General features: G+C 47.0%; 19 protein-coding genes. All 19 read left to right on the top strand.

Annotated elements, in window-relative coordinates:
• Positions 1-23 precede the first annotated feature (23 nt).
• The 19 genes from M3629_RS04445 (at position 24) to dapA (ending at position 22,731) form a co-directional block, all read left to right on the top strand.
• A complete protein-coding gene (locus tag M3629_RS04445) occupies positions 24-4,346 on the top strand; it encodes a PolC-type DNA polymerase III (RefSeq protein WP_251503053.1) in 4,323 nt (1,440 codons plus the stop codon).
• Between the two features lie 268 nt (positions 4,347-4,614).
• Complete coding sequence (gene rimP / locus M3629_RS04450; protein WP_090923836.1) at positions 4,615-5,076, top strand: ribosome maturation factor RimP; 462 nt, start codon at positions 4,615-4,617, stop codon at positions 5,074-5,076.
• Positions 5,077-5,199: 123 nt separating this feature from the next.
• The gene (nusA, locus tag M3629_RS04455; protein ID WP_090923835.1) at positions 5,200-6,297 is read left to right on the top strand and encodes a transcription termination factor NusA; all 1,098 of its coding nucleotides are present in this window, start codon (positions 5,200-5,202) and stop codon (positions 6,295-6,297) included.
• Between the two features lie 27 nt (positions 6,298-6,324).
• Positions 6,325-6,633, top strand: coding sequence for an RNase P modulator RnpM (gene rnpM, locus M3629_RS04460; RefSeq protein WP_154983881.1), 309 nt, complete (start codon positions 6,325-6,327; stop codon positions 6,631-6,633).
• A complete protein-coding gene (locus tag M3629_RS04465; RefSeq protein ID WP_186812280.1) occupies positions 6,626-6,955 on the top strand; it encodes a L7Ae/L30e/S12e/Gadd45 family ribosomal protein in 330 nt (109 codons plus the stop codon). Before rnpM ends, M3629_RS04465 begins: the two co-directional genes overlap by 8 nt.
• Positions 6,948-9,530, top strand: coding sequence for a translation initiation factor IF-2 (gene infB, locus M3629_RS04470; RefSeq protein ID WP_251503054.1), 2,583 nt, complete (start codon positions 6,948-6,950; stop codon positions 9,528-9,530). The genes M3629_RS04465 and infB overlap by 8 nt, the downstream gene beginning before the upstream one ends.
• A gap of 25 nt (positions 9,531-9,555) precedes the next feature.
• Positions 9,556-9,921, top strand: a complete 366-nt coding sequence (gene rbfA, locus M3629_RS04475) for a 30S ribosome-binding factor RbfA (RefSeq protein WP_090923831.1) — start codon at positions 9,556-9,558, stop codon at positions 9,919-9,921.
• Positions 9,922-9,940: 19 nt separating this feature from the next.
• Entirely contained in the window at positions 9,941-10,918 is a 978-nt protein-coding gene (locus M3629_RS04480; RefSeq protein WP_251503055.1) for a DHH family phosphoesterase, read from the top strand.
• The gene (gene truB / locus M3629_RS04485) at positions 10,912-11,835 is read left to right on the top strand and encodes a tRNA pseudouridine(55) synthase TruB (RefSeq protein WP_251503056.1); all 924 of its coding nucleotides are present in this window, start codon (positions 10,912-10,914) and stop codon (positions 11,833-11,835) included. The genes M3629_RS04480 and truB overlap by 7 nt, the downstream gene beginning before the upstream one ends.
• 69 nt (positions 11,836-11,904) lie before the next feature.
• Positions 11,905-12,843 carry a bifunctional riboflavin kinase/FAD synthetase gene (locus M3629_RS04490; protein WP_435368173.1) on the top strand — a complete coding sequence of 313 codons (939 nt, stop codon included), beginning with the start codon at positions 11,905-11,907 and terminating at the stop codon, positions 12,841-12,843.
• Between the two features lie 158 nt (positions 12,844-13,001).
• Positions 13,002-13,271, top strand: a complete 270-nt coding sequence (gene rpsO / locus M3629_RS04495; protein ID WP_056700672.1) for a 30S ribosomal protein S15 — start codon at positions 13,002-13,004, stop codon at positions 13,269-13,271.
• A 259-nt stretch (positions 13,272-13,530) separates the two neighbouring features.
• On the top strand, positions 13,531-15,633 hold the full coding sequence (gene pnp / locus M3629_RS04500) for a polyribonucleotide nucleotidyltransferase (RefSeq protein WP_251503057.1): 2,103 nt from the start codon (positions 13,531-13,533) through the stop codon (positions 15,631-15,633).
• Positions 15,634-15,812: 179 nt separating this feature from the next.
• Positions 15,813-16,808 carry a polysaccharide deacetylase family protein gene (locus M3629_RS04505; protein ID WP_251503058.1) on the top strand — a complete coding sequence of 332 codons (996 nt, stop codon included), beginning with the start codon at positions 15,813-15,815 and terminating at the stop codon, positions 16,806-16,808.
• 102 nt (positions 16,809-16,910) lie between these two features.
• Positions 16,911-18,191 (top strand): M16 family metallopeptidase, encoded by a 1,281-nt coding sequence (locus M3629_RS04510; protein WP_251503059.1) that lies wholly within the window; start codon positions 16,911-16,913, stop codon positions 18,189-18,191.
• Positions 18,148-18,600 (top strand): dUTP diphosphatase, encoded by a 453-nt coding sequence (dut, locus tag M3629_RS04515; protein WP_251503060.1) that lies wholly within the window; start codon positions 18,148-18,150, stop codon positions 18,598-18,600. The genes M3629_RS04510 and dut overlap by 44 nt, the downstream gene beginning before the upstream one ends.
• 190 nt (positions 18,601-18,790) lie before the next feature.
• The gene (dpsA, locus tag M3629_RS04520) at positions 18,791-19,690 is read left to right on the top strand and encodes a dipicolinate synthase subunit DpsA (protein ID WP_251503061.1); all 900 of its coding nucleotides are present in this window, start codon (positions 18,791-18,793) and stop codon (positions 19,688-19,690) included.
• On the top strand, positions 19,687-20,283 hold the full coding sequence (locus M3629_RS04525) for a dipicolinate synthase subunit B (RefSeq protein ID WP_251503062.1): 597 nt from the start codon (positions 19,687-19,689) through the stop codon (positions 20,281-20,283). Before dpsA ends, M3629_RS04525 begins: the two co-directional genes overlap by 4 nt.
• Positions 20,284-20,587: 304 nt before the next feature.
• Positions 20,588-21,805 carry an aspartate kinase gene (gene dapG, locus M3629_RS04530; protein WP_090923822.1) on the top strand — a complete coding sequence of 406 codons (1,218 nt, stop codon included), beginning with the start codon at positions 20,588-20,590 and terminating at the stop codon, positions 21,803-21,805.
• A gap of 47 nt (positions 21,806-21,852) precedes the next feature.
• A complete protein-coding gene (gene dapA / locus M3629_RS04535; RefSeq protein WP_090923821.1) occupies positions 21,853-22,731 on the top strand; it encodes a 4-hydroxy-tetrahydrodipicolinate synthase in 879 nt (292 codons plus the stop codon).
• Positions 22,732-22,989: the final 258 nt, after the last annotated feature.

Here is a 22,989-nt window from a genome sequence, read left to right on the forward strand (position 1 = left end):
TAAGGGGGCACAGGAGGAACACGATGAGTGGATTTGAGGAGAAGAGAAAACGGTTTGAGTTGTTGATGAAACAGGCAGAACTTCCGGCAGGTTTGACTGATCCTTACTTCCTGGATGGGTGGATTGAACAGGTCGAAACCAATCGCACGAATCGCGAATGGCATATCCAGATTGCTAAGGACACACTGGTGCCTGCACCGATCTATCGAACGTTCAGTCTGCATATTCAGGAGAAGTTGAATCACATTGCCAAAATTACATTTGCTTTTAAATATACAGACAAAGTACTGTCTAACGATATCGTAAATGAGTATTGGAACTTGTTTCTGGAATGGGTTACTCGTGAGATTCCGTCTGTAAATGGATGGATGAATCGGGCGACAGTGGAATGTGAAGACGATCTGCTGCAGCTAACGATGAGTGATTCCACGTCCATGGAGCTCGCTCGCAAAAAGCAGATTGACCAAGCTATTACCAGATTCTACGAGAAGTATTTTCACTTGCCACTGCGTATAAAAATGCAGGTAGGCGAAGCGGGAAGCAACAAAGAGGCAATGGAGCAATTCCAAGCGCAGAAGAAAGTAGAAGAACGACAGGTAATCGAAAAAATGATGAGTGAAGTCATCGAGACCGAACTGCCGGAAGAAGAAGATCAAGGTGATGTGCGGTTGCAGATGGGCTATGAGATCAAAGAGCCTGCTGTTCCGATGCAAGAAGTTCAGGATGAGGAGAAGAAAATTACACTTCAGGGAACGATCTTTGGTCTAGACCGCAAGGAACTGCGGAATGGAAATACGTTATTTACCTTCTACCTGACAGATTTTACGGATTCAATGCAAATGAAGATGTTTGCTAAAACCAAAGAAGATGTCAAAATTCTCAGCTTGCTGGCGAATGGGAAATGGGTGAAAGTTCGCGGACGCGTAGAGTACGACCGATTTATGCAAATTCCTGAACTCGCTATGATTCCTTCGGATCTGACTGAAATCAAGGCGCCGCCATCCCGGAAGGATACAGCAGAGGAGAAACGTGTAGAATTCCATTTACACTCCACGATGAGCACGATGGATGCCGTAACGTCTATTGACAAATATGTCAAAACAGCTGCTGATTGGGGACATAAGGCCATTGCCGTAACGGACCACGGTGGTGTTCAGGTTTATCCGGAAGCATCCAAGGCAGCCAAGAAAAATGGGATTAAAATGATCTACGGCCTTGAAGCCAATGTGGTGAATGACTCTGTAGCTGTTGTCCTGAATCCACAACCAATGGATCTGAAAACGGCCACGTATATCGTTTTTGACATCGAGACCACGGGACTTTCAGTGACGCAGAACAAAATCATTGAGATTGCCGCTGTCAAAGTTCAAGAGGGGAAAGAGGTGGATCGGTTTGCTACCTTTGTCAACCCGCATGAACGAATCCCATACAACATTCAACAGTTAACCAACATTACAGATGAGATGGTAAAAGATGCACCAGAACTTGAACCGGTTATTCGTGATTTCGTTGCCTTTGCAGGGGATGGTATACTAGTCGCGCATAATGCACGGTTTGACATGGGTTTTATCCAGGCATCTCTTAAAAATCTGGATATGCCCGAGCTACCAAATCCGGTGCTTGATACCCTAGAACTGGCTCGTCTTCTATATCCAAAAATGAAAAATCACCGGTTGAATACACTGGCTGATAAATATAAAGTTGCACTGGAAAGCCATCACCGGGCGATCGATGATACGATTGCTTTGGCAGGGATCTTGAATGGACTCATCAATGATGCAGCTCAATTAAAAGGTCTGACGATGCTGGATCGTTTGAATGATTTCGTTGGGGTAGATCTGTCGAATACACGTCCTTTCCACTGCGGAATTTACGCGTTGAATGATGTAGGCAAGAAAAATCTGTATAAGCTGGTTTCCCTCTCACATACCGAGTACTTCAAACGTGTTGCATGTATACCGAAGTCCAAGCTCGTAAGCTTGCGCGAAGGATTAGTTGTCATATCAGGGTGTGAAAAAGGAGAATTCTTCGAAGCCGTCCTTAACAAATCTGTGGAAGAGGCTGAGGAAATCGCCGAGTTTTATGACATTCTGGAGATTCAACCTCTGACCATGTACATGCATTTGGTGGACAAAGGACTTGTGGCTACGCCAGAAGAGTTAAAACTTGCGGTTCGTAAAGTCGTAGATATCGGCGCCAAATTGAATAAACCTGTCATTGCTACAGGTAATGTTCATTACTTGGAGCCGCGAGATAAAATTTATCGGGATATTACGATTCATGGGATTACCGGATTCAGTCCGCTTAAAGACCAGCGCAAACCGGATGCTCACTTCAGAACGACAGCCGAAATGCTGGAGGAATTCCAGTTCCTTGGACAGGATAAAGCGTATGAAGTTGTGGTTACCAATACAATAGAGCTAGCCGATCGTTTTGAGGAGATCAAACTCTTCCCGGACAAACTCTTTACGCCGATTTTGGAAGGCGCGGAGGAGGAAATCCGTAACACCTGTTACAATACGGCCAAATCGATCTATGGTGAAGACCTGCCGGAAGTCATTATTGCTCGTTTGGAAAAAGAATTGCAGCCAATCATCAAATACGGATTTTCTGCCAACTATCTGATCTCGGAACGTCTCGTTAAAAAATCAAATCAAGATGGTTATCTTGTAGGTTCGCGTGGATCGGTGGGTTCGTCCGTCGTAGCAACGTTCCTGGGCATCTCAGAAGTTAATCCCCTTCCTGCACATTATATCTGCGTGAACCCTAAATGTAAGCACAGCGAATGGTTCCTTGACGGTAGTGTACCGAGTGGATTTGACTTGCCAGACAAACCATGTCCTGATTGTGGTGGGAAACTCAAAGGGGAAGGACAGGATATTCCGTTTGAAACTTTCCTTGGGTTTAAAGGGGATAAAGTCCCCGATATCGATTTGAACTTCTCGGGGGATTATCAGCCCCATGCCCATAACTACACGAAAGTGCTGTTTAGTGAGAAAAGTGTGTTCCGTGCGGGTACGATCGGAACGGTCGCTGAAAAAACGGCGTTTGGTTTTGCGAAGAAATACGAAGAACAACATCAAAAGAAATGGCGCGGCGCCGAGCTGAATCGTCTGGCATCCGGCTGTACCGGTGTAAAGCGAAGCACGGGACAGCATCCCGGCGGAATCGTCGTTGTACCGGATTATATTGAGGTGGAAGATGTCACACCTGTCCAGTATCCGGCAGATGATGTTACAGCAGAGTGGAAAACAACCCATTTTGACTATCACGCATTTGAAGAAAACCTGTTGAAGCTTGATATTCTGGGACATGATGATCCGACGATGATGCGTATGCTGCAGGATCTTACGGGCGTTGATCCAACAACGATTCCGATGAATGATCCCAAAGTAATGAGCATGTTCAACTCCACGGATGCCCTTGGCGTAACCCCGGAGCAGATTCGCTCCCCTGTTGCGACATTCGGTGTGCCAGAGATGGGTACGAAATTCGTGCGTCAGATGCTTGTCGAATCTCAGCCGTCGTCTTTTGCCGATTTGTTGCAGATTTCGGGGCTTTCTCACGGGACTGGCGTATGGCTTGGCAATGCGCAGGATCTGATCAAGAACGGCACATGTAACATCAAAACGGTAATTGGCTGTCGGGATGATATCATGTTGTTTCTGATCTATAAGGCGGGAATGGATGCGAGTCTGGCCTTTAAGATTACAGAGAGTGTTCGTAAAGGACGTGGACTTCCACAGGAATGGATTGACGAGATGAAAAACTGCAAGGTACCGCAATGGTACATTGACTCCTGTCTCAAAATCCAGTACATGTTCCCGAAAGCCCACGCGGCTGCATACGTTATTTCGGCGGTACGTACAGCATTTTTCAAGCTGTATCATCCGATTGAATATTACGCGACATACTTTACCGTTCGTGCAGACGAGCTGGATATCGAGCTGGTGTGTCAAGGATATGACGCCATCTATCGCAAAATCGTAGAGATTGAACAGCTAGGGTTCCAGGCGCCGCCGAAAGAGAAAAACAGCCTTCCTGTTCTTGAAATGGCACTGGAGATGGCGGCCCGAGGCTTTTCGCTTAAACCGATTGATCTGTACCGCTCGGAAGCGACCAAATTCATCGTGGACGAGAAGTCTCTGATTCCTCCTTTCTCTGCACTGGCAGGTATTGGGGATAACGCGGCTCGTAACATTGCAGCGGCCCGCGAGCATGGGGAATTTCTGTCCATTGAGGATTTCCAGCAGAAGTCCAAAGCAACCAAAACGATTGTGGAGCTGCTAACCAATATGGGATGTTTCCGTGGTTTGCCGGAAAGCAATCAGCTGTCCTTGTTCTAGAATGCAGAAAATGAGCAGTATAACTCCATTCGTTATGTCCAGAAGGCATACGCTTCGATTTTTCCTTCATTAGTGTGGTTGCTATGCAAAGGTAGGTTACTTGTCACTATTACCAGACTATGTTATAATTTTTGAAGTGAACGAGATAGTACGAATTTCTGAAGAGTGGGGAAACCCACTCTTTAGTCTTTGGTATACAAGAATCTTGGGTATTTAATCATCTGCCAGCGATTATCGTTGGTGTGACCTAAGTTGGAGGTTATCGGTTTTGAGCACAACGAATATTAAATCTACCGTGGAAGAAATGATCCAACCCTACTTGAACGAACAAGGCTTCGAGCTGGTTGACATCGAATACGTCAAAGAAGGCAGCAACTGGTTTTTACGGGTGTATGTCGACAAAGAGGGTGGAATCGACATCGACGATTGTGTCTTGATCAGCGAAAAGCTGAGCGCCAAGTTGGATGAGAACGATCCGATCCCATCTGTCTATTTCCTTGAAGTGTCTTCTCCCGGTGCGGAGCGTCCACTGAAAAAAGCGGAGGATGTTGCCAAAGCCGTAGGCAAAAACGTATTTGTTACAACCTACGAGCCGGTGAATAAATTAAAGGAATTCGAAGGCAAGCTGCTTTCCTTTGATAATGGGGAGCTTGTGATTGAAGCAGGCAAGAAGCAGCATACCATTTCTTATGAAAAGGTTGCCAGTGCGCGCTTGGCCATTTTGTTTTAAAGTGCCTTGTTCACTTGATTAATGAAAAAGACACATCTCACGATAACGGCAAGGTGCTCACAAGTTTCGAGCCTTCGCCGTTTTACGTATGGGATGCCATGTTTGAAAGGGGGATCAACATTCATGAGTATGGATTTTATTGAAGCAATGAATGAATTGGAACGGGAAAAAGGGATCAGCAAGGATGTGCTGTTTGAAGCGATCGAGGCTGCACTTATCTCCAGTTACAAGCGTAATTTTAACACGGCGCAGAACGTACGTGTTGACATGAACCGTAATACGGGGGTAATTCGCGTATATGCCCGCAAACTGATCGTGGAAGAAGTCCTGGATTCACGCACTGAGATTTCATTGCCTGCTGCACGGGAAATCAATCCACACTTCCAGCTGGAAGATATTGCGGAGATTGAAGTTACGCCGCGCGACTTTGGACGTATCGCCGCGCAAACGGCCAAACAGGTCGTAACTCAGCGGATTCGTGAAGCAGAACGTGGCCTGATCTACAATGCTTTCGTGGATAAGGAAGAAGATATCGTTACGGGAGTAGTGCAACGTCAGGATCTGCGCAATATCTACATCGATCTGGGCAAAATCGAAGCGGCACTGCCACTTACTGAATTAATGCCGAACGAGAAGTTTGTTCACGGTGATCGCATTAAGGCGTACATCACGAAGGTCGAGAATACGACTAAAGGGCCGCAAATCATTTTATCACGTACACATCCAGGTCTTTTGAAGCGACTCTTTGAACTGGAAGTACCTGAGATTTTTGACGGTGTGGTTGAAATTCGTTCGGTTGCCCGTGAAGCCGGATTCCGCTCCAAAATTGCAGTGCATTCTCGCAACGAGGAAGTTGATCCGGTTGGATCTTGTGTAGGTCCAAAAGGGATGCGCGTGCAGACCATTGTGGGTGAGCTGCGCGGTGAGAAAATCGACATCGTTCGTTACTCCGAACAAGTGGACGAATATGTGGCAAATGCTCTGAGTCCTTCCAAAGTTTTGGAAGTTCACGTGTTCGAGGAGGAAAAGATGGCTCGGGTGATCGTTCCTGACTATCAACTGTCCCTTGCCATCGGCATCAAAGGTCAAAATGCTCGATTGGCAGCCAAATTAACAGGCTGGAAGATCGACATTAAGAGCGAGAGCCAGGCGGAGCAGGAATTCGGCAGAGAAAAAGATTCTTCTTCGGAAATGCATCAGGATTCCGTCTCCGTCGATTAAAGGAAAGCACGGAGGGGGCGCTGACGTATGAAACCTAAAAAAGTGCCGCTACGCAAATGTGTGGCATGCCAAGAAATGATGCCCAAAAAACAACTGATTCGCATCGTTAAAACGCCTGAGGACGAAGTGCTGATTGATTTGACCGGTAAAAAGTCCGGACGAGGCGCATATCTGTGTGGCAAAGAGTCTTGTTTCAAGCTTGCACTCAAAAATCGGGCGCTTGATCGTGCACTGAAGAGTAAAGTTTCACCAGAAATCTATGAACAACTCGCTGCCGATTTTGTTGCAGTTGAGGATGAATTCATTGCGGCACAGGAGCGTGATGAGGATGAGTGATACGAAAGTGTTGTCTTACCTCGGTCTATCCATGCGCGCTGGTAAATTGCTCACAGGTGATGAGATTGTGCACAAGGCGATCCGTTCGGGCGAAGCCAAGATGGTTATTGTCGCAGGCGACGCCTCGGCGAACACACAAAAGAAATTTCGCGACAAATGTGGTACTTACAAGGTTCCGCTTCTTATCGGATTGGATCGTGACCGTATCGGGTCAAGCATCGGTAAAGACACGCGGGTGGTTCTTGCAGTCACAGACCTTGGGTTTGCAAAAATGATCTCCAAGCAAGTCGGTATAATGTCGGAGGTGGAGTATATTGAGTAAACAGGAAAACAAGGAAAAATTGCGAGTTTATGAATATGCGAAGTCCCTTAACATGAGCAGTAAAGAAATTATAACCATTCTTAAAAAGCTGGACATTCCCGTTAACAACCATATGAGTGTGATGGAGAATGGTTCAGTCGGTAAGGTGGAACAATTTTTTAAAGATATTAAATCCACTGCCGCTTCTAAACAAGGTGGCGAAGCCAAGTCTGTTGCGACTTCGGCTGTACGCAGTGACAAACCAGTGGACAGCAACAAGCCGGGCGGCGGAGTGAACACGCCGAATAACAGTACAACAGCCGGTAGTCCCGTACAAACAAAAATACAACAGGAAAAGCAGGTAGGTATGAACAATAGACCAAATTCCAACAATAACAATGGCACTCAAAGACCAAGCGGCCAAGACAGCCGTAACAGAACAAATTCTTCTTCCCAAGGTTCAAGCCAAGGAGGACAAACAGGGAATCGTCCAAGACCAGCTTCAAGCGGTCAAGGAAACACAGCTTCCCGCCCGCAAGGGTCCGGACAACGTCCGAACAATAGCGGTGGTCCAGGCAGATCTGCAGGACCGAACACCGGTGGTAACTCTGGCAATAACGCTAACCGTACTGGTGGCCAAGGTCAGGGACAAGGTGGCCAGCGCAGAGGTGGTCAAGGCAACTCCGGTAATAATAACAGCGGCAATCGTTCCAACAGTGGTGGCGGTGGCGGCGGACGTCGTTTCGATGATAACCGTGGCGGCAACTTCCGTAATAACCGTGGTGGAAAAAACAACCGTAACAGAAATCAGCAGCAATATGTGCAACGTGAGAAGATCGATAACACGCCGAAGAAAATCATCGTTCGCGGTGATATGACGGTTGGTGAAACAGCAAAACTTCTTCACAAAGATGCTTCTGAAGTTATTAAAAAGCTGATTGGTATGGGTGTTATGGCAACCATTAACCAAGAGCTTGATATCGATACCATTCTCCTCCTTGCAGGTGAATTCGGTGTTGAAGTTGAAGTGAAGATTGTGCTTGAAGACGATCGTTTCGAAACGGTGGAAGAGAATGATGATCCGGCAGATCTTCAATCCCGTCCTCCGGTTGTAACGATCATGGGTCACGTCGATCATGGTAAAACAACATTGCTTGATGCCATTCGTTCTACGAATGTGACTGGCGGCGAAGCGGGCGGAATCACGCAGCATATCGGTGCATATCAAGTTGAGATTAACCACAAGAAAATTACGTTCTTGGATACTCCGGGTCACGAAGCATTTACAGCAATGCGTGCGCGTGGAGCACAAGTTACGGATATGACGATTATTGTAGTTGCTGCCGATGACGGTGTTATGCCACAAACGGTTGAAGCGATTAACCATGCTAAAGCAGCAGGTTTGCCAATCATCGTAGCGGTTAACAAAATTGATAAGCCGGGCGCTGATCCTGACAAAGTAAAACAGGAACTGACCAACTATGAACTCGTTCCGGAAGAGTGGGGCGGAGATACGATCTTTGTAAACGTATCTGCGAAACAAAGAATGGGTCTGGAAGGTTTGCTTGAAATGATTCTGCTCGTTGCAGAAGTAAATGAATACAAAGCAAATCCGGATAAACGTGCCCGGGGCACGGTCATTGAGGCTGAGCTTGATAAAGGACGTGGACCAGTTGCACGTATCCTTGTACAGCATGGTACACTGAAAGTCGGAGATGCGTTCGTAGCGGGTAACTGTTTTGGTCGTGTACGTGCAATGGTCAATGATAAAGGCCGTCGTCTGAAAGAAGCAGGACCTTCTACACCGGTAGAAATCACAGGATTAACTGAAGTGCCAGGAGCAGGAGATCCGTTCATGGTGTTCGAAGATGAGCGTAAAGCTCGTTCCATCGCTGACAAACGTGCGATTACGCAACGTGAATCCGATCTGGGTACGAACACACGTGTAACTCTGGATGATCTGTTCCAGCACATCAAAGATGGCGAGATCAAAGATTTGAACGTGATCATTAAAGGTGACGTGCAAGGTTCGGTTGAAGCGTTGAAAGGTTCCCTTGCGAAGATCGAAGTTGAAGGTGTACGCGTGAAGATCATTCATAGCGGTGCTGGCGCGATCACGGAATCCGACATCATTTTGGCTGCGGCTTCCAATGCCATCGTGATCGGTTTCAACGTTCGTCCTGAAAACCAGGCAAAAATCACTGCGGATCAAGAGCAAGTAGACATTCGTCTGCACCGCGTCATCTACAGTGTTATCGAAGAGATTGAACAAGCAATGAAAGGTATGCTTGATCCGATCTACAAAGAAAAAGTGATTGGCCATGCTGAAGTACGGAATACCTTCTCCATCAGTAAAGTGGGTACCATTGCGGGTTGTATGGTTACCTCTGGCAAAATCACTCGTTCTGCGGAAGCTCGCCTGATTCGTGATGGTATTGTCCTTTACGAAGGTAAGCTGGATTCCCTGAAACGCTTTAAAGATGATGCCAAAGAAGTGGCTCAAGGTTACGAGTGTGGTATCACATTGGATAAATACAACGATCTCAAGGAAGGCGATGTAATCGAAGCCTTCATCATGGAGACCGTACAACGATAAGCAAGGAAGTTTGAGGTGAACAACAATGGCTAAGATTCGTACAGGTAGAGTGGGCGAGCAGATCAAGAAAGAATTGAGTCTGCTCATCCAGTCAGAACTGAAAGATCCACGCATCGGTTTTATTACCGTGACAGGAGTTGAAGTAACTGGCGACTTGTCGCAAGCCAAAGTTTATCTGAGTGTCTTCGGTGAACAGGAGCAAAAGGATAACTCGCTTAAAGCACTTGCGAAAGCAAATGGCTTTTTGCGCACGGAGCTGGGCAAACGTATCCGGTTCCGTCATGTTCCCGAGTTGATATTCAAGATTGACGAATCAATTGCATATGGTAGCCGGATTGAAAAGCTGCTTGGCGATATTGGTTCCGACAACGATAAAAACGAATCCCAGTAACAGAATAGAGGAGACGGCAATGCACACTTATGAACAGGCGCTCCAGGCAGGAAAACAATTCTTGCTGGAGCATGACGATTACCTGGTCGTGTCGCATGTACAGCCGGACGGTGACGCAGTCAGCTCGACGGTAACGATGGGCTGGCTGCTGTCATGTCTGGGAAAGACATTCACAATGATTAATGAGGGTGAAATCCCGTCACGCATGCGTTTTTTGTATCATGCGGATGCCATTGTGAACATGACCGAACAACCACCGGAGCGTAAGTATAAAGCGATCATTTGTGTTGATTGTGCAGACTTCGCCAGAGTGGGGCTCACACGTCAATATTTCGAGGAAGACGCAGTTATTTTAAATATCGATCATCATCCTACGAATAACGGATATGGTACAGTGAACATCATTAAATCCGATGCAGCAGCTACGGCCGAAATTCTGTTTGAATTGCTCGAACTCTTCGATATTACATGGGATAAGGATATAGCTACGGCAGTATATACAGGTATGCTGACGGATACAGGTGGATTCCGTTATGCGAATACAAGTCCCAATGTGATGGCTGTTGCTTCCCGTTTACTGGAGCATGGTGTCGATGGGCCTTATTTGGCACAAACGCTGCTTGAAGAGGTTACTCTTCCGCAGATCCGCATCTTGAACAAGGCACTGTCATCCTTGCAAATGTCAGAAGACGGTAGAGTTGCATGGGTTGTTATTACACCAGACGATATGCAGGAGTGCGGGGCAGCGAACGAAGATCTGGAAGGGATTGTGAACTATACCCGTAACATTCGTGGGGTAGAAGTAGGTATCTTTTTCAAAGTGATCAACGATAATGCCGTTAAAGCTTCCTTGCGCTCTGCCGGTAAAATAGATGTTGCAGCACTGGCACAAACTTTTGGTGGCGGTGGACATGTTCTCGCAGCCGGATGCAGACTGGAAGGCAAGGTTGAAGAAAGCGTGGAAAAAGTGTTGAAGCAGGTGAATACACAATGGTAAAACCGTTTGAAGGTATTCTCCCGGTATACAAACCAGCGGGATTTACTTCCCATGATGTTGTAGCCAAAATGCGTCGGATTTTGAAAATGAAGCGCATCGGTCACACGGGCACGCTCGATCCGCAGGTAACCGGAGTTCTTCCGTTATGCCTTGGACGAGCGACACGTGTGGTGGAGTATATGCAGGAGCTTCCCAAGGAATATCTGGCTACACTAAGGCTGGGACTTGCTACTGACACCGAGGATCTGACGGGTGAAGTTATTGAACGTTCGGAATCCCCTGTAGAAGTAACTCAGGATCAGGTGGATGAGGTATTAAAGCAGTTTTTGGGTACCATTTCACAGGTTCCACCGATGTATTCGGCAGTAAAGGTGGATGGAAAACGGCTATATGAGCTTGCCCGCGAGGGTAAAACCGTAGAACGCAAGAGTCGTGAAGTCACCATCTATGAGCTTGAGCTTATCGGGATCGAAACCCAAGATGGCACAACGGATATATCGTTCCGCGCCTTGTGCTCAAAAGGGACGTATATTCGCACATTGTGTGTAGACATCGGTCGTAAACTTGGGTTTCCGTCTACCATGGTTAAGCTGGAACGCACCATTTCTGCTGGTATCTCGGCAGATCATTGTCTTCGTATCGAAGACGTGGAACAGCGTATGAACGATGGCACTCTCTCTGAAGCATTGATTCCCGTAGATGAAGCGATCTCTTCCATTCCGGCCCATAAAGTTGGAGAGGAACAGACGAAGGGTGCTCTGCAGGGCCAAAAGCTGTCAGCACGTTTACTGGAGCCACCTGTGGACAAGCCAGGGCTACTGCGTCTATATGCTCAAGATGGAACGTTTCTGGGTGTTTTTGAACGGGATGAATTGAAACCCACCGTGAGGGCTGTTAAAGTCTTCTTACCGGAATAAAGAGGCAACGGCTTGGCGTGATGACGAGGTTCAAGCTTGGCCTATCAAGTGAAATGCAGGTGAATGATTGTGAAAACCGTAATGCTAACCTATCCGCAAACATTGCAATCGGCGGAACTGAGTACACATCCCCAAGTGCTGGCTATCGGTCAATTTGACGGGCTGCATCTCGGACATGCAAGCGTTATTCTATCCGCTGTTCGCATCGCTAGGGAATCGGATATGAAGGCGGCCGTCATGACCTTCCACCCACACCCGAAGGAAGTTATGCGCAAAGGGGATTACGAGGGTTATCTGACGCCTCTTAGAGACAAAGAAGAAATTTTGGCTGGCATGGGCGTAGACATACTCTATGTTGTCGAGTTCAATGAATCATTTTCCCAGCTCTCGCCAGGGCAATTCGTTCACGAACTGTTACTCCCCCTCCAAACGCGTGCAGCTGTTGTTGGATTTGATTTCCGGTTCGGGCACAAGGGTGCAGGGGATGAGCAAATGCTTCGTACGCTCGGGGATGGAGAAATGACAGTAGAGACCGTGCCTCCGTTCTTGCTTGGCGGAGAGAAAGTAAGTAGCTCGCTGATCCGTGCTTTGTTGAAGCGTGGTGAGATGGATGAGGCAAGCCAGTGGCTTGGACGGCCTTATAGTGTCAGAGGCACTGTGATTCACGGAGAGAAAAGAGGACGGACTATCGGTTTTCCTACCGCTAATCTTGAACTTACCGATCACTATGTTACACCAGCCAAAGGTGTATATGCTGTACGAGTGAATGTTGGTGAGCAAGAATTGACAGGTGTGATGAACCTGGGCGTCAAACCTACCTTTCATGAAAATGGAATGAGACCGACGTACGAAGTGCATCTGCTTGATTTTGACGGCCAAATCTATGACCAGGAACTGAAAGTGGAACTGGTGCACTACATTCGAAATGAACGAAAATTCGATTCCATTGATGCTCTGATTGCTCAGATCCGTGAAGATGCACGGACCGCTGCTCGCTTACTGTCCTAAAAACTTTATTAAAATGGATGTTTACATTTACTTTGTCCGGGCAAGTATGGTATAATGTACTACGTTGTCGAATGAGACAATATTAACCTTAGCTTGGTTACACGCTCTCACCGGCGGTGACGAGGCTAATGGCGATTATAATGAAGGAGGTGAATAGGATGGCATTGACTCAAGAACGTAAACAACAACTGATCGACGAGCACAAAACTCATGAGTCCGATACTGGATCACCTGAGGTGCAAGTTGCTATCCTTACGGAAAACATCAGAAGTTTGACAGACCACTTGCGTACGCACAAGAAAGACCACCACTCACGTCGTGGACTTTTGAAAATGGTAGGTCAACGTCGTAAGCTTTTGGCTTACGTGAAAAACAAAGATGTTAAACGTTACAGCGCACTGATCGAAAAACTCGGATTGCGTCGTTAATTATCGTACATGTTTTCAAAATCAACCTGGCTGTTATCCGCTTTTCTTTTGTCTAAAAGGACAAGCGGAGCTTACAGCCGGGTTGTTTTGTAGATGAACATGTTGCCATATATTTGTAGCTGAGGGCTCCGCAAGGAGCTTTTGTTTTGCAAGTCAGCCTGCACTTTGTCCAACCATAGCTAATGAACGCGGGACAAGCAGGAAATACTGTGAATATGCAGAATCCATTGTGATAGGAACGAATTAAAGGAGGGATTTCATGGAACAGCGTGTTGAAATGCAGCTTGGTGGAAGAAAGCTTACGCTTGAAACCGGGCGTTTGGCCAAGCAGGCAAATGCTGCCGTAAAGGTAACGTACGGGGATACCGTCGTATTGTGTACCGTGACAGCATCCAGTGAGCCGAAAGATTTGGACTTTTTCCCATTAACGGTGAACTATGAGGAACGATTGTACGCTGTAGGTAAAATCCCAGGTGGATTTATCAAGCGTGAAGGCAGACCATCCGAGAAAGCAATTCTGGCAAGTCGTCTGACAGACCGTCCGATTCGCCCATTGTTCCCGGAAGGTTTCCGTAATGACGTACAGGTTCTGAACATTGTAATGAGTGTGGATCAGGATTGTGAACCGCAAATCGCAGCAATGATTGGTACTTCAGCAGCACTGAGCATTTCCGATGTACCTTTCAGTGGCCCGATTGGCGGTGTGAAGGTGGGGCGTATTGATGGAGAGTTCATCATTAACCCAACGATTGCACAGCTTGAAGTCAGCGAACTTGAACTCGTGGTTGCAGGAACTCGAGATGCGATCATGATGGTTGAAGCTGAAGCGAATGAGTTATCAGAAGAAGTGATGCTTGAAGCAATCATGTTTGGACATGACGAGATCAAAAACATCGTAACGGTGATTGAGCAACTTGTACAAGTTGCTGGTAAAGAAAAAATGGAAGTGAAACTGCATGCTGTGAATGCAGAAGTGAACAACAGCGTTCGTGAATTTGCAAGCGCACGTCTAGTGGAAGCTGTTAAAATTGCAGAGAAACATGCACGTCAGGATGCCATCGATGCTGTGAACGACGAAACCGTTGCTCACTTCGAAGAGAAGTATCTCGAAACACCTGAATTGCTCAAAGATGTGAAAGAAGTGCTGCACGATATCGTCAAAGAAGAAGTGCGCCGTCTGATCACTCACGATAAAGTTCGTCCAGATGGACGTGGCCTCGCCGAGATTCGTGCAATTGAATGTGATACTTCCCTGCTTCCGCGTACACATGGTTCAGGTCTGTTCACACGTGGACAAACGCAAGCGCTGAGCATCTGTACACTAGGTGCACTGGGTGATGTTCAAATTCTGGATGGCATCAGTTTGGAAGAAACGAAACGTTTCATGCATCATTATAACTTCCCGCCGTTCAGCGTAGGTGAAGCTCGTCCGCTTCGCGCGCCAGGACGTCGCGAAATCGGACATGGTGCCCTTGGTGAGCGTGCATTGTCTAAGGTTATTCCTTCTGAAACGGACTTCCCATACACGATTCGTTTGGTATCTGAAGTATTGGAATCCAACGGTTCTACGTCCCAAGCAAGTATCTGTGCAAGTACACTTGCCATGATGGACGCAGGTGTACCGATCAAAGCACCGGTAGCTGGTGTGGCCATGGGTCTGATCAAAGACGGAGACCATGTATCGATCCTGAGTGATATTCAAGGTATGGAAGATCATCTGGGCGACATGGACTTCAAAGTTGCAGGAACACCTGAAGGCGTAACAGCGATTCAAATGGATATCAAAATTGATGGAATCGATCGTCAAATCTTGTCCGAAGCGCTTGCTCAAGCCAAAGAGGGACGTATGCACATTTTGGGTAAAATGACCGAAGTGATGAAAACACCTCGTGAGCAATTATCCCAATATGCGCCTAAAATTACGACTATGCATATTAATCCGGACAAAATCCGTGATGTCATCGGCGCTGGTGGTAAAATCATCAATAAAATCATCGAAGAAACCGGTGTTAAAATTGATATCGAGCAGGATGGACGTGTCTTTATCGCTTCTTCCAATCAGGAGATGAATGATAAAGCCAAAGCGATCATCGAAGGCATTGTACGCGAAGTCTTGGTTGGCGAGATCTACGTCGGCAAAGTAAAACGCGTTGAGAAATTCGGTGCATTCGTTGAAGTGTTGCCAAACAAAGAAGGTCTGGTTCACATTTCCCAACTGTCCACCGAGCGTGTAGCCAAAGTGGAAGACGTTGTGGCCATCGGTGATTCTATTACTGTAAAAGTAACCGAGATTGACCCGCAAGGTCGAATCAACTTGTCCCGTAAAGCAGTACTAACAGCAGAAGTTCCTGCGCAATCCTAAGTTGCTGACGTTGGTTTGAATAACATATGCATGATTGAATGAAGAGACAGAATGTGAATTTCTGGCTCTTTTTTTAACGTTTGGATGAAAATGCGTCTATTCATCAGATTGCAGTTTTTATTCATATTCTTGCCCTTGTCCTCATATGATGGGGACAAAGACGGCGGGAGGATGGAGCTGTGAGAAACCAATCCAAAAAACTGGCGGTTGTTCTCGCGGGCGTGGCATCGGTCATGCTAATCGGACAAGTCGACAGTGTACGTACATACATTACGGAGATCCGTGATGGTCCGGGAACTCAGAATGCCTTTGATATGTTCAAGGAAGCGACCGGAGAAGAATCATTGTTATCTGCGATCAAGGATAAGGCAGCTGAAACTCGGATTGAACCGGTGAATGCGAGAGTGGATCGGGTATGGAAAGCAATCCCGGGTTATAACGGCCTGGAGATCGACGTAGAAGCTACGTATCGCAAAGCGCTGGGCGGCACGCTGAATACCAAAATTCCATATGTCTATCGTCAAGTGGAGCCGGAAATTCAGTTAAAAGACCTGGGGGCACATCCGATTTATCGAGGCAATGAGAGTAAACCCATGGTTTCTTTTATGATTAATGTGGCTTGGGGCAATGAATTCCTTGTTCCAATGCTGGACACGCTTGACGCGGAGAAGGTGAAGGCTACATTTTTTCTGGATGGAAGTTGGCTGAGCAAAAATGCAGAACTCGCCAAGGAAATTCAGAAGCGTGGACATGAGCTTTCCAACCATGCATATTCACATCCCGACATGAGTCGTTTGAGTGCAGAGCGAGCCCGATTAGAAATTAGCAAAACCCAGGAGTTGTTGCAGCAAACGCTTGGTGTGAAAAATCACTGGTTCGCCCCGCCATCGGGTGATTTTAATCAAAAAACGGTGGATATCGCGGCATCTATGGGGCTAAAAACGGTCCTGTGGACGGTAGATACGGTGGATTGGCGCAAACCCAGCCCAGACTCTGTCATAGCCAAAATTGCCAATAAAACCGAGGCCGGATCGTTAATTCTCATGCATCCAACCGCATCCTCCGCAGGAGCACTAAAAGGCATGATCGATTCCATCCACGCCAAAGGACTGTCGTTAGGAACTGTAAGTGAAACGTTGTCTTCTGAACGCGTGCAAGGCCATACGGTTGAGTGAACGCCGTTTTTTTGTTAATATCAAAAAGTTGGAACCAAATGTCGATTTCAATTTCATCATTATTGAAATCAGGGCAATTATAGAGATGTAGGAGGGCCAACCGTGAAAAAAATTCAGCTGGGCAATGGCCTCAGAGTTGTAATGGAACAAATCCCGACCTGTCGTTCCGTGTCATTTGGAATCTGGGTCAAAACAGGTTCGCGTAATGAGCGAACAGAAAATAACGGGGTATCCCATTTTATTGAACATATGCTTTTTAAGGGGACGGATCGGTTTGATGCGAAGGCGATTGCGGAGCAGTTTGATGCAATCGGTGGTAACGTAAATGCATTTACCTCCAAGGAATATACCTGCTATTACGCAAAAGTATTGGATGAGCATCTTCCCATTGCGGTTGATGTGTTGTCCGATATGTTCTTTCGCTCCAAAATGGACGACGGTGAACTCGTCAAAGAGAAAAATGTGATTTTGGAAGAAATCTCAATGTACGAGGATACGCCTGACGACATGGTTCATGATTTGATGGCGCTCGCTGCATATGGAGAGCATCCGCTGGCATATCCAATTTTGGGAACCGAAGAACGTCTTAAAGCGATGGATTCCAGTCATTTACGTGCATATATGAAGGAGCATTACACCATCGAGAACACCGTGATCAGTATTGCGGGTAACATTGACGATAGTGTGATTGACTTGATGGAAAAGCATTTTGGTGCGTTTGATGTCAAAGGTGTAACCGAGGAAGTGAATGCGCCAGCTTTTCAAAGCGGTCAGCTCTTCCATAAAAAGAAAACGGAGCAGAATCACATCTGTATCTCGTTTCCCGGCTGCAAAATCGGAGACCCGCTGCAATTTGCCATGGTTGTTCTTAACAATGCGATTGGCGGAGGTATGAGCTCAAGATTGTTCCAGGAAATCCGTGAAAAGCGCGGGCTCGCTTACTCCGTCTATTCTTATCATAGCTCTCATGCGGACAGCGGATTGTTCACGATCTATGCGGGTACAGCACCGAAACAGACCAAAGAAGTGCTGGATCTGACTAAAGAAGTATTAAGTGATCTGGCTGTAAATGGATTATCCGACGATGAACTGCGTAAAGGCAAGGAGCAGCTGAAAGGCAGTCTGATCCTGAGTCTGGAGAGCACGGGCAGCCGTATGAACCGACTGGGGAAAAACGAATTGATGCTTGGCAGACATTATACGCTGGACGAAATGATTGCCAAAATTGAGCAAGTTACGATGAAAGACATCGACGCCGTGCTTGATCTGATGTTTGCAGAGCCGTTTGCACTCGCGATGGTAGGTGCTTCAGACAAGACGATTGCTGGACTTAGAAGGGATGATTTGGTTGCATTACGTTCAAATAAAGAAGTTACCGGGTAACGAAGATATTAAACTGCCGCAAAAGATGTCCGAGCTGGCTGCTGGCTTTGATGTGGTGGCAGCATTGGAAGAAGAGGTTGTGCTAGAGCCGGGGGAGCGTACTTTGATCCCGACTGGTCTTGCCATGGCGATGCCAGCTGGGCTGGAAGCTCAGATTCGTCCACGCAGCGGCCTCGCGTTCAAACACGGGATTACCTGCCTGAACACACCGGGAACCATTGATGCGGATTATCGTGGTGAAGTGAAGGTGTTGCTCGTTAATTTGGGTCAGGAACCGTTTACGATTGTGCGCGGTGAACGGATTGCTCAAATTGTGTTTCAGACGGTGCCTGCCATCGAATTGACGGAAGTGGCTGAACTTTCGGAGACCGTGCGGGGCGAAGGTGGATTCGGACACACAGGTAAATAACAATAACGTATGTTATTTTCTTTTTTTCAAGTATATAAGTTGAATAGCATACTAACATTTTGTATCCCAGCCGTCCTGTTCAGGACGGTTTTTTCTGTTGAACATGGGCTCTATTTCCTGATTGTTTTCACCCCCCTGTAGGCCACTGCATACGATAAGGCATACATGTGGTGAAAGGAGTGACGTCCCGATGCTGACCGGAGTCCGGATAGTCGTTCTTGGCGGAGATGCAAGGCAGCTTGAAGTCATTCAAAAATGCGCCGAGCTCGATGCGACGGTAAGTGTAGTAGGCTTCGATCAACTGGAGCAAGTGATTCCGGGCATTGAGCACCGCGAACTTCAGGATGAAGTGTTTGCTTCAGCAGATGTACTGGTACTGCCTGTTGTGAGCTGTGATGATCAAGGAAAAGTGAGCTCTTCGTTTAGTAGTGAACCGATTGTTCTGAAAAAGGAACATATGGCCGCCCTGCCGGAGCACTGCACCGTATTCACTGGCATGGCAAAGCCGTTTTTGCGTGAGCTTTGCGAGGAGAATGGCCTTCGGCTTGTGGAAGTGCTTGACCGTGATGATATTGCACTGTACAACTCTATTCCGACAGCGGAGGGAGCCATCGCCATTGCAATTAAAGAAACAGATTTTACGATTCATGGGTCTGAATGCATCGTGCTTGGCATCGGTCGAACAGGGTTTACGCTAGCCAAAACATTGCAAGGGCTTGGAGCAAATGTACGAGTGGGAATTCGGCGGAATGAGGATGTTGCCAGAGCAACAATCATGGGCTGGAAGCCTTTCATGACAACGGATTTGGCCGCTCAAACCGGGGAAGTTGACTTGCTTTTTAATACGATACCGACTATGATAATCACAGCACAAATCCTGTCCAGAATGCCTCAAAAAGCGGTTATTATTGACCTTGCATCCGCTCCTGGCGGCTGCGATTTTAGATATGCCGACAAACGTGGCATCAAGGCACTGCTCGCACCAGGCCTCCCCGGCATTGTTGCTCCCAAAACGGCTGGCGGCATTATTGCCGACGCGTTAATCCGTTTGCTTTTGGAAGAACAGAACGCACGGGAGGTTAAATCATGAACTGGCAGGGTAAAACGGTAGGTTACGCAATTACGGGGTCTCATTGTACGTTTGAAGAGGTTATGCCAGTCATTAGCCGCTTTGTATCCGAAGGGGCGAATGTCGTTCCGATTATTTCGAACTCGGTACTGACGACGGATACACGTTTCGGAACAGCGCAGAATTGGCAAAAACAATTGAAAGATATAACGGGGAATGAGATCATATCTACAATTGTTGAGGCGGAGCCTTTAGGGCCCTCTAAGCTGCTTGATGTGCTGGTCATCGCTCCATGCACAGGGAATACCACAAGCAAGCTGGCGAACGCGATGACGGATAGTCCGGTGCTTATGGCTGCAAAAGCGCAGATGCGTAATCAGCGTCCGCTTGTGCTGGCGATATCGACGAATGATGGACTTGGTTTGAATGCAGCAAATATAGCTAAATTATTAGTGGCCAAATATGTATATTTTGTACCGTTTGGTCAAGATGATCCAATGAAAAAACCAAATTCGTTAGTTGCCAAAATGGAGCTTATTCCGGAGGCTTGCTGGAGTGCACTTGAAGGAAAACAACTGCAACCAATGATTGTGGAACGCGCTCCACAGGCTTAGGGATGGCATTCGGGGCAATAACGGTTATGCGCTTGGAGAAGTGAAGAAGGGTACGAGAGACAAAGAAATTCATGGGGGACGATAGCTGGTCTATACAGCTACCTCTAACCACGTTCCTGTTCATAAGGGCATTCCTGCTTGCATATGATCTTCATGCAGCAAGCAGGAGAGATGTATTAGAAATACATGTCTTGCATGCCGTATACATTGCTGAGATTATCGCATCGGAACGCTCCCAAGGGTTATGCATTTGTTGATTTGACCCGTGTCCAGTCTTCTTGCGTACACAAATGGAGGAATAAAGATGCGTATTATGGTACAAAAATTCGGAGGTACATCGCTCTCTACTGTGCAAGCGAGAGAGCATGTGCTCCGGCACGTTAAACGTGAGCTCGAAGCGGGTTTTAACCTTGTTATTGTGGTGTCGGCCATGGGCCGCCGCGGTGAGCCTTATGCTACGGATACACTTCTGGACTGGGCTGCGCAGAACGGGAATGCTTTATCTGCTCGCGAAAAAGATTTACTGCTGTGCTGTGGTGAAATTATTTCTGCAACAACACTCAGCAGTTTGCTTGAACATGAAGGCATTCCAACTTCAGTGCTGACCGGCGCACAAGCGGGTTTTGTGACGGACGACAATTTCGGGAATGCCCGGATATTGGATGTCCGTCCTGTTCGTGTGCTGGAACAGCTTCAACTCGGTCGTGTTGTCATTGTAACTGGATTCCAGGGACAAACGGAAAAAGGCGATTTTACCACACTCGGACGCGGAGGCAGTGATACATCCGCTACAGCTCTGGGTGCAGCACTACGAGCTGAGATGGTGGACATCTACACGGACGTTAACGGGATATTAACGGCCGACCCTCGGATTGTTGAAGATGCTCGTCCACTAACCGTAGTAAGCTATGCAGAAATCTGTAACATGGCTCATCATGGGGCAAAGGTTATTCATCCGCGTGCCGTCGAGATTGCGATGCAATCGCAAATTCCCGTGCGGGTAAGATCTACTTTTGCCGATACAGAAGGTACGCTTGTTACCCATCCGGAAGGGTTTCAGGATGTGCAGACAGGCATTATTGACCGCTATGTAACCGGTATTGCTTATGTGAGCAATGTTACGCAGATTACGGTGGATGTTCCTGGTGGGACGGATCGACTGCAATTAAAAGTTTTCAAAACGATGGCTGAAAATTCAATTAGCGTTGATTTTATTAATGTTACCCCCTCGGGAGTCGTCTATACCGTGTTTGATAGTGATTCAGAGAAGGCTATACGCGTATTGCAGGAGATCGGTCTAAAGCCTCAAAGTCTGTCCGGCTGTGCCAAAGTATCTGTTATTGGCGGAGGAATTAACGGTGTGCCTGGAATTATGGCCCGCATTGTGGAGTCACTGACGCTCGCAGACATTCAGATTTTGCAATCAGCGGATTCCAACACGACGATCTGGGTGCTTGTCAAAAAAGAAGATATGGTTCAGGCCCTGAGGGCACTTCATACCTCATTCGAACTTCACTTGTAACTCACCCATGTTAGCGGAGCCAGACTTGTTTTGAGGGAGGAATCGATTTGGACTTTGGAAGATTGATTACAGCAATGGTCACTCCGTTCAATGCACAAGGAGAGATACATTGGGAGGAAACGGCACGTCTCATCGATTATCTGATCGTTGATCAAAAGTCGGAGACTCTCGTGATTTCTGGTACAACAGGGGAGTCGCCAACACTTAGTGATACAGAGAAAGTTCAATTATTCGAATTTGCAGTGAAACATGCGGCTGGAAGGTGCAAGATTATAGCCGGGACGGGCAGCTACAATACAGCGCATTCTATCCATCTGACAGAGGAAGCTGAACGTGTCGGGGTAGACGGGGTATTATTAGTTGTACCGTACTACAACAAGCCTAGCCAAGAAGGTATGTTTAGACATTTTGAAGCGATTGCTGCTGCAACGACATTGCCAGTGATGCTGTACAATGTACCTGGACGTACTGTCGCAAACCTGTCTGCCGCAACCACATTGCGACTGGCACAAATCCCGAATATTGTGGCGACGAAGGAATGTGCATCCATGGAGCAGGTGACTTTAATAGCAGCGGGTGCGCCTGACCATTTCAGAGTCTATACAGGGGATGACGCAGCAGGTCTGCCTGCTATTGCAGTCGGTGCTCACGGTATTGTTAGCGTGGCGAGTCATGTCGTAGGTGCGGAGATGAAAAATATGATCGATGCCTTTTATGGGGGCGACCCTCTACAGGCGAGACGCATTCATCAGAAGCTCTTCCCGCTCTTCAAAGGGCTGTTTGAGTGCCCACAGCCTTTGCCTAATCCGGTAGCGGTAAAATATGCATTAACTCTACGCGGACTGGACGTAGGTTCAGTACGTCTGCCTTTGATTCCGCCTACTACGGAGGAGCAGGATTACATTAAAAATCTGCTTCAATTGTAAATAAAAGTTGGATTCTTTAGACGTTTATTAATGATAAGCACGAACGCTTTGTTTGACGAAAGAACCGCATCTCTCAGGTAGAGGTAGCGGTTCTTTTTTTGACGTGCAATGTAAAGTTTCTTTTTTGCAGGAAGGGGAAACCTACAGGATAACGAGAGAGTGACTTGTTTTTTCTGTTTTTAATCATGTATAATGATGTCAAGTGACTGGGTGCGGTATTTTTTTGAAATTGAAAGCGACATCGTTTCGTTGGTGTGG

Source organism: Paenibacillus polysaccharolyticus, assembly GCF_023714295.1.
Classification (GTDB): Bacteria; Bacillota; Bacilli; order Paenibacillales; family Paenibacillaceae; genus Paenibacillus; species Paenibacillus polysaccharolyticus_A.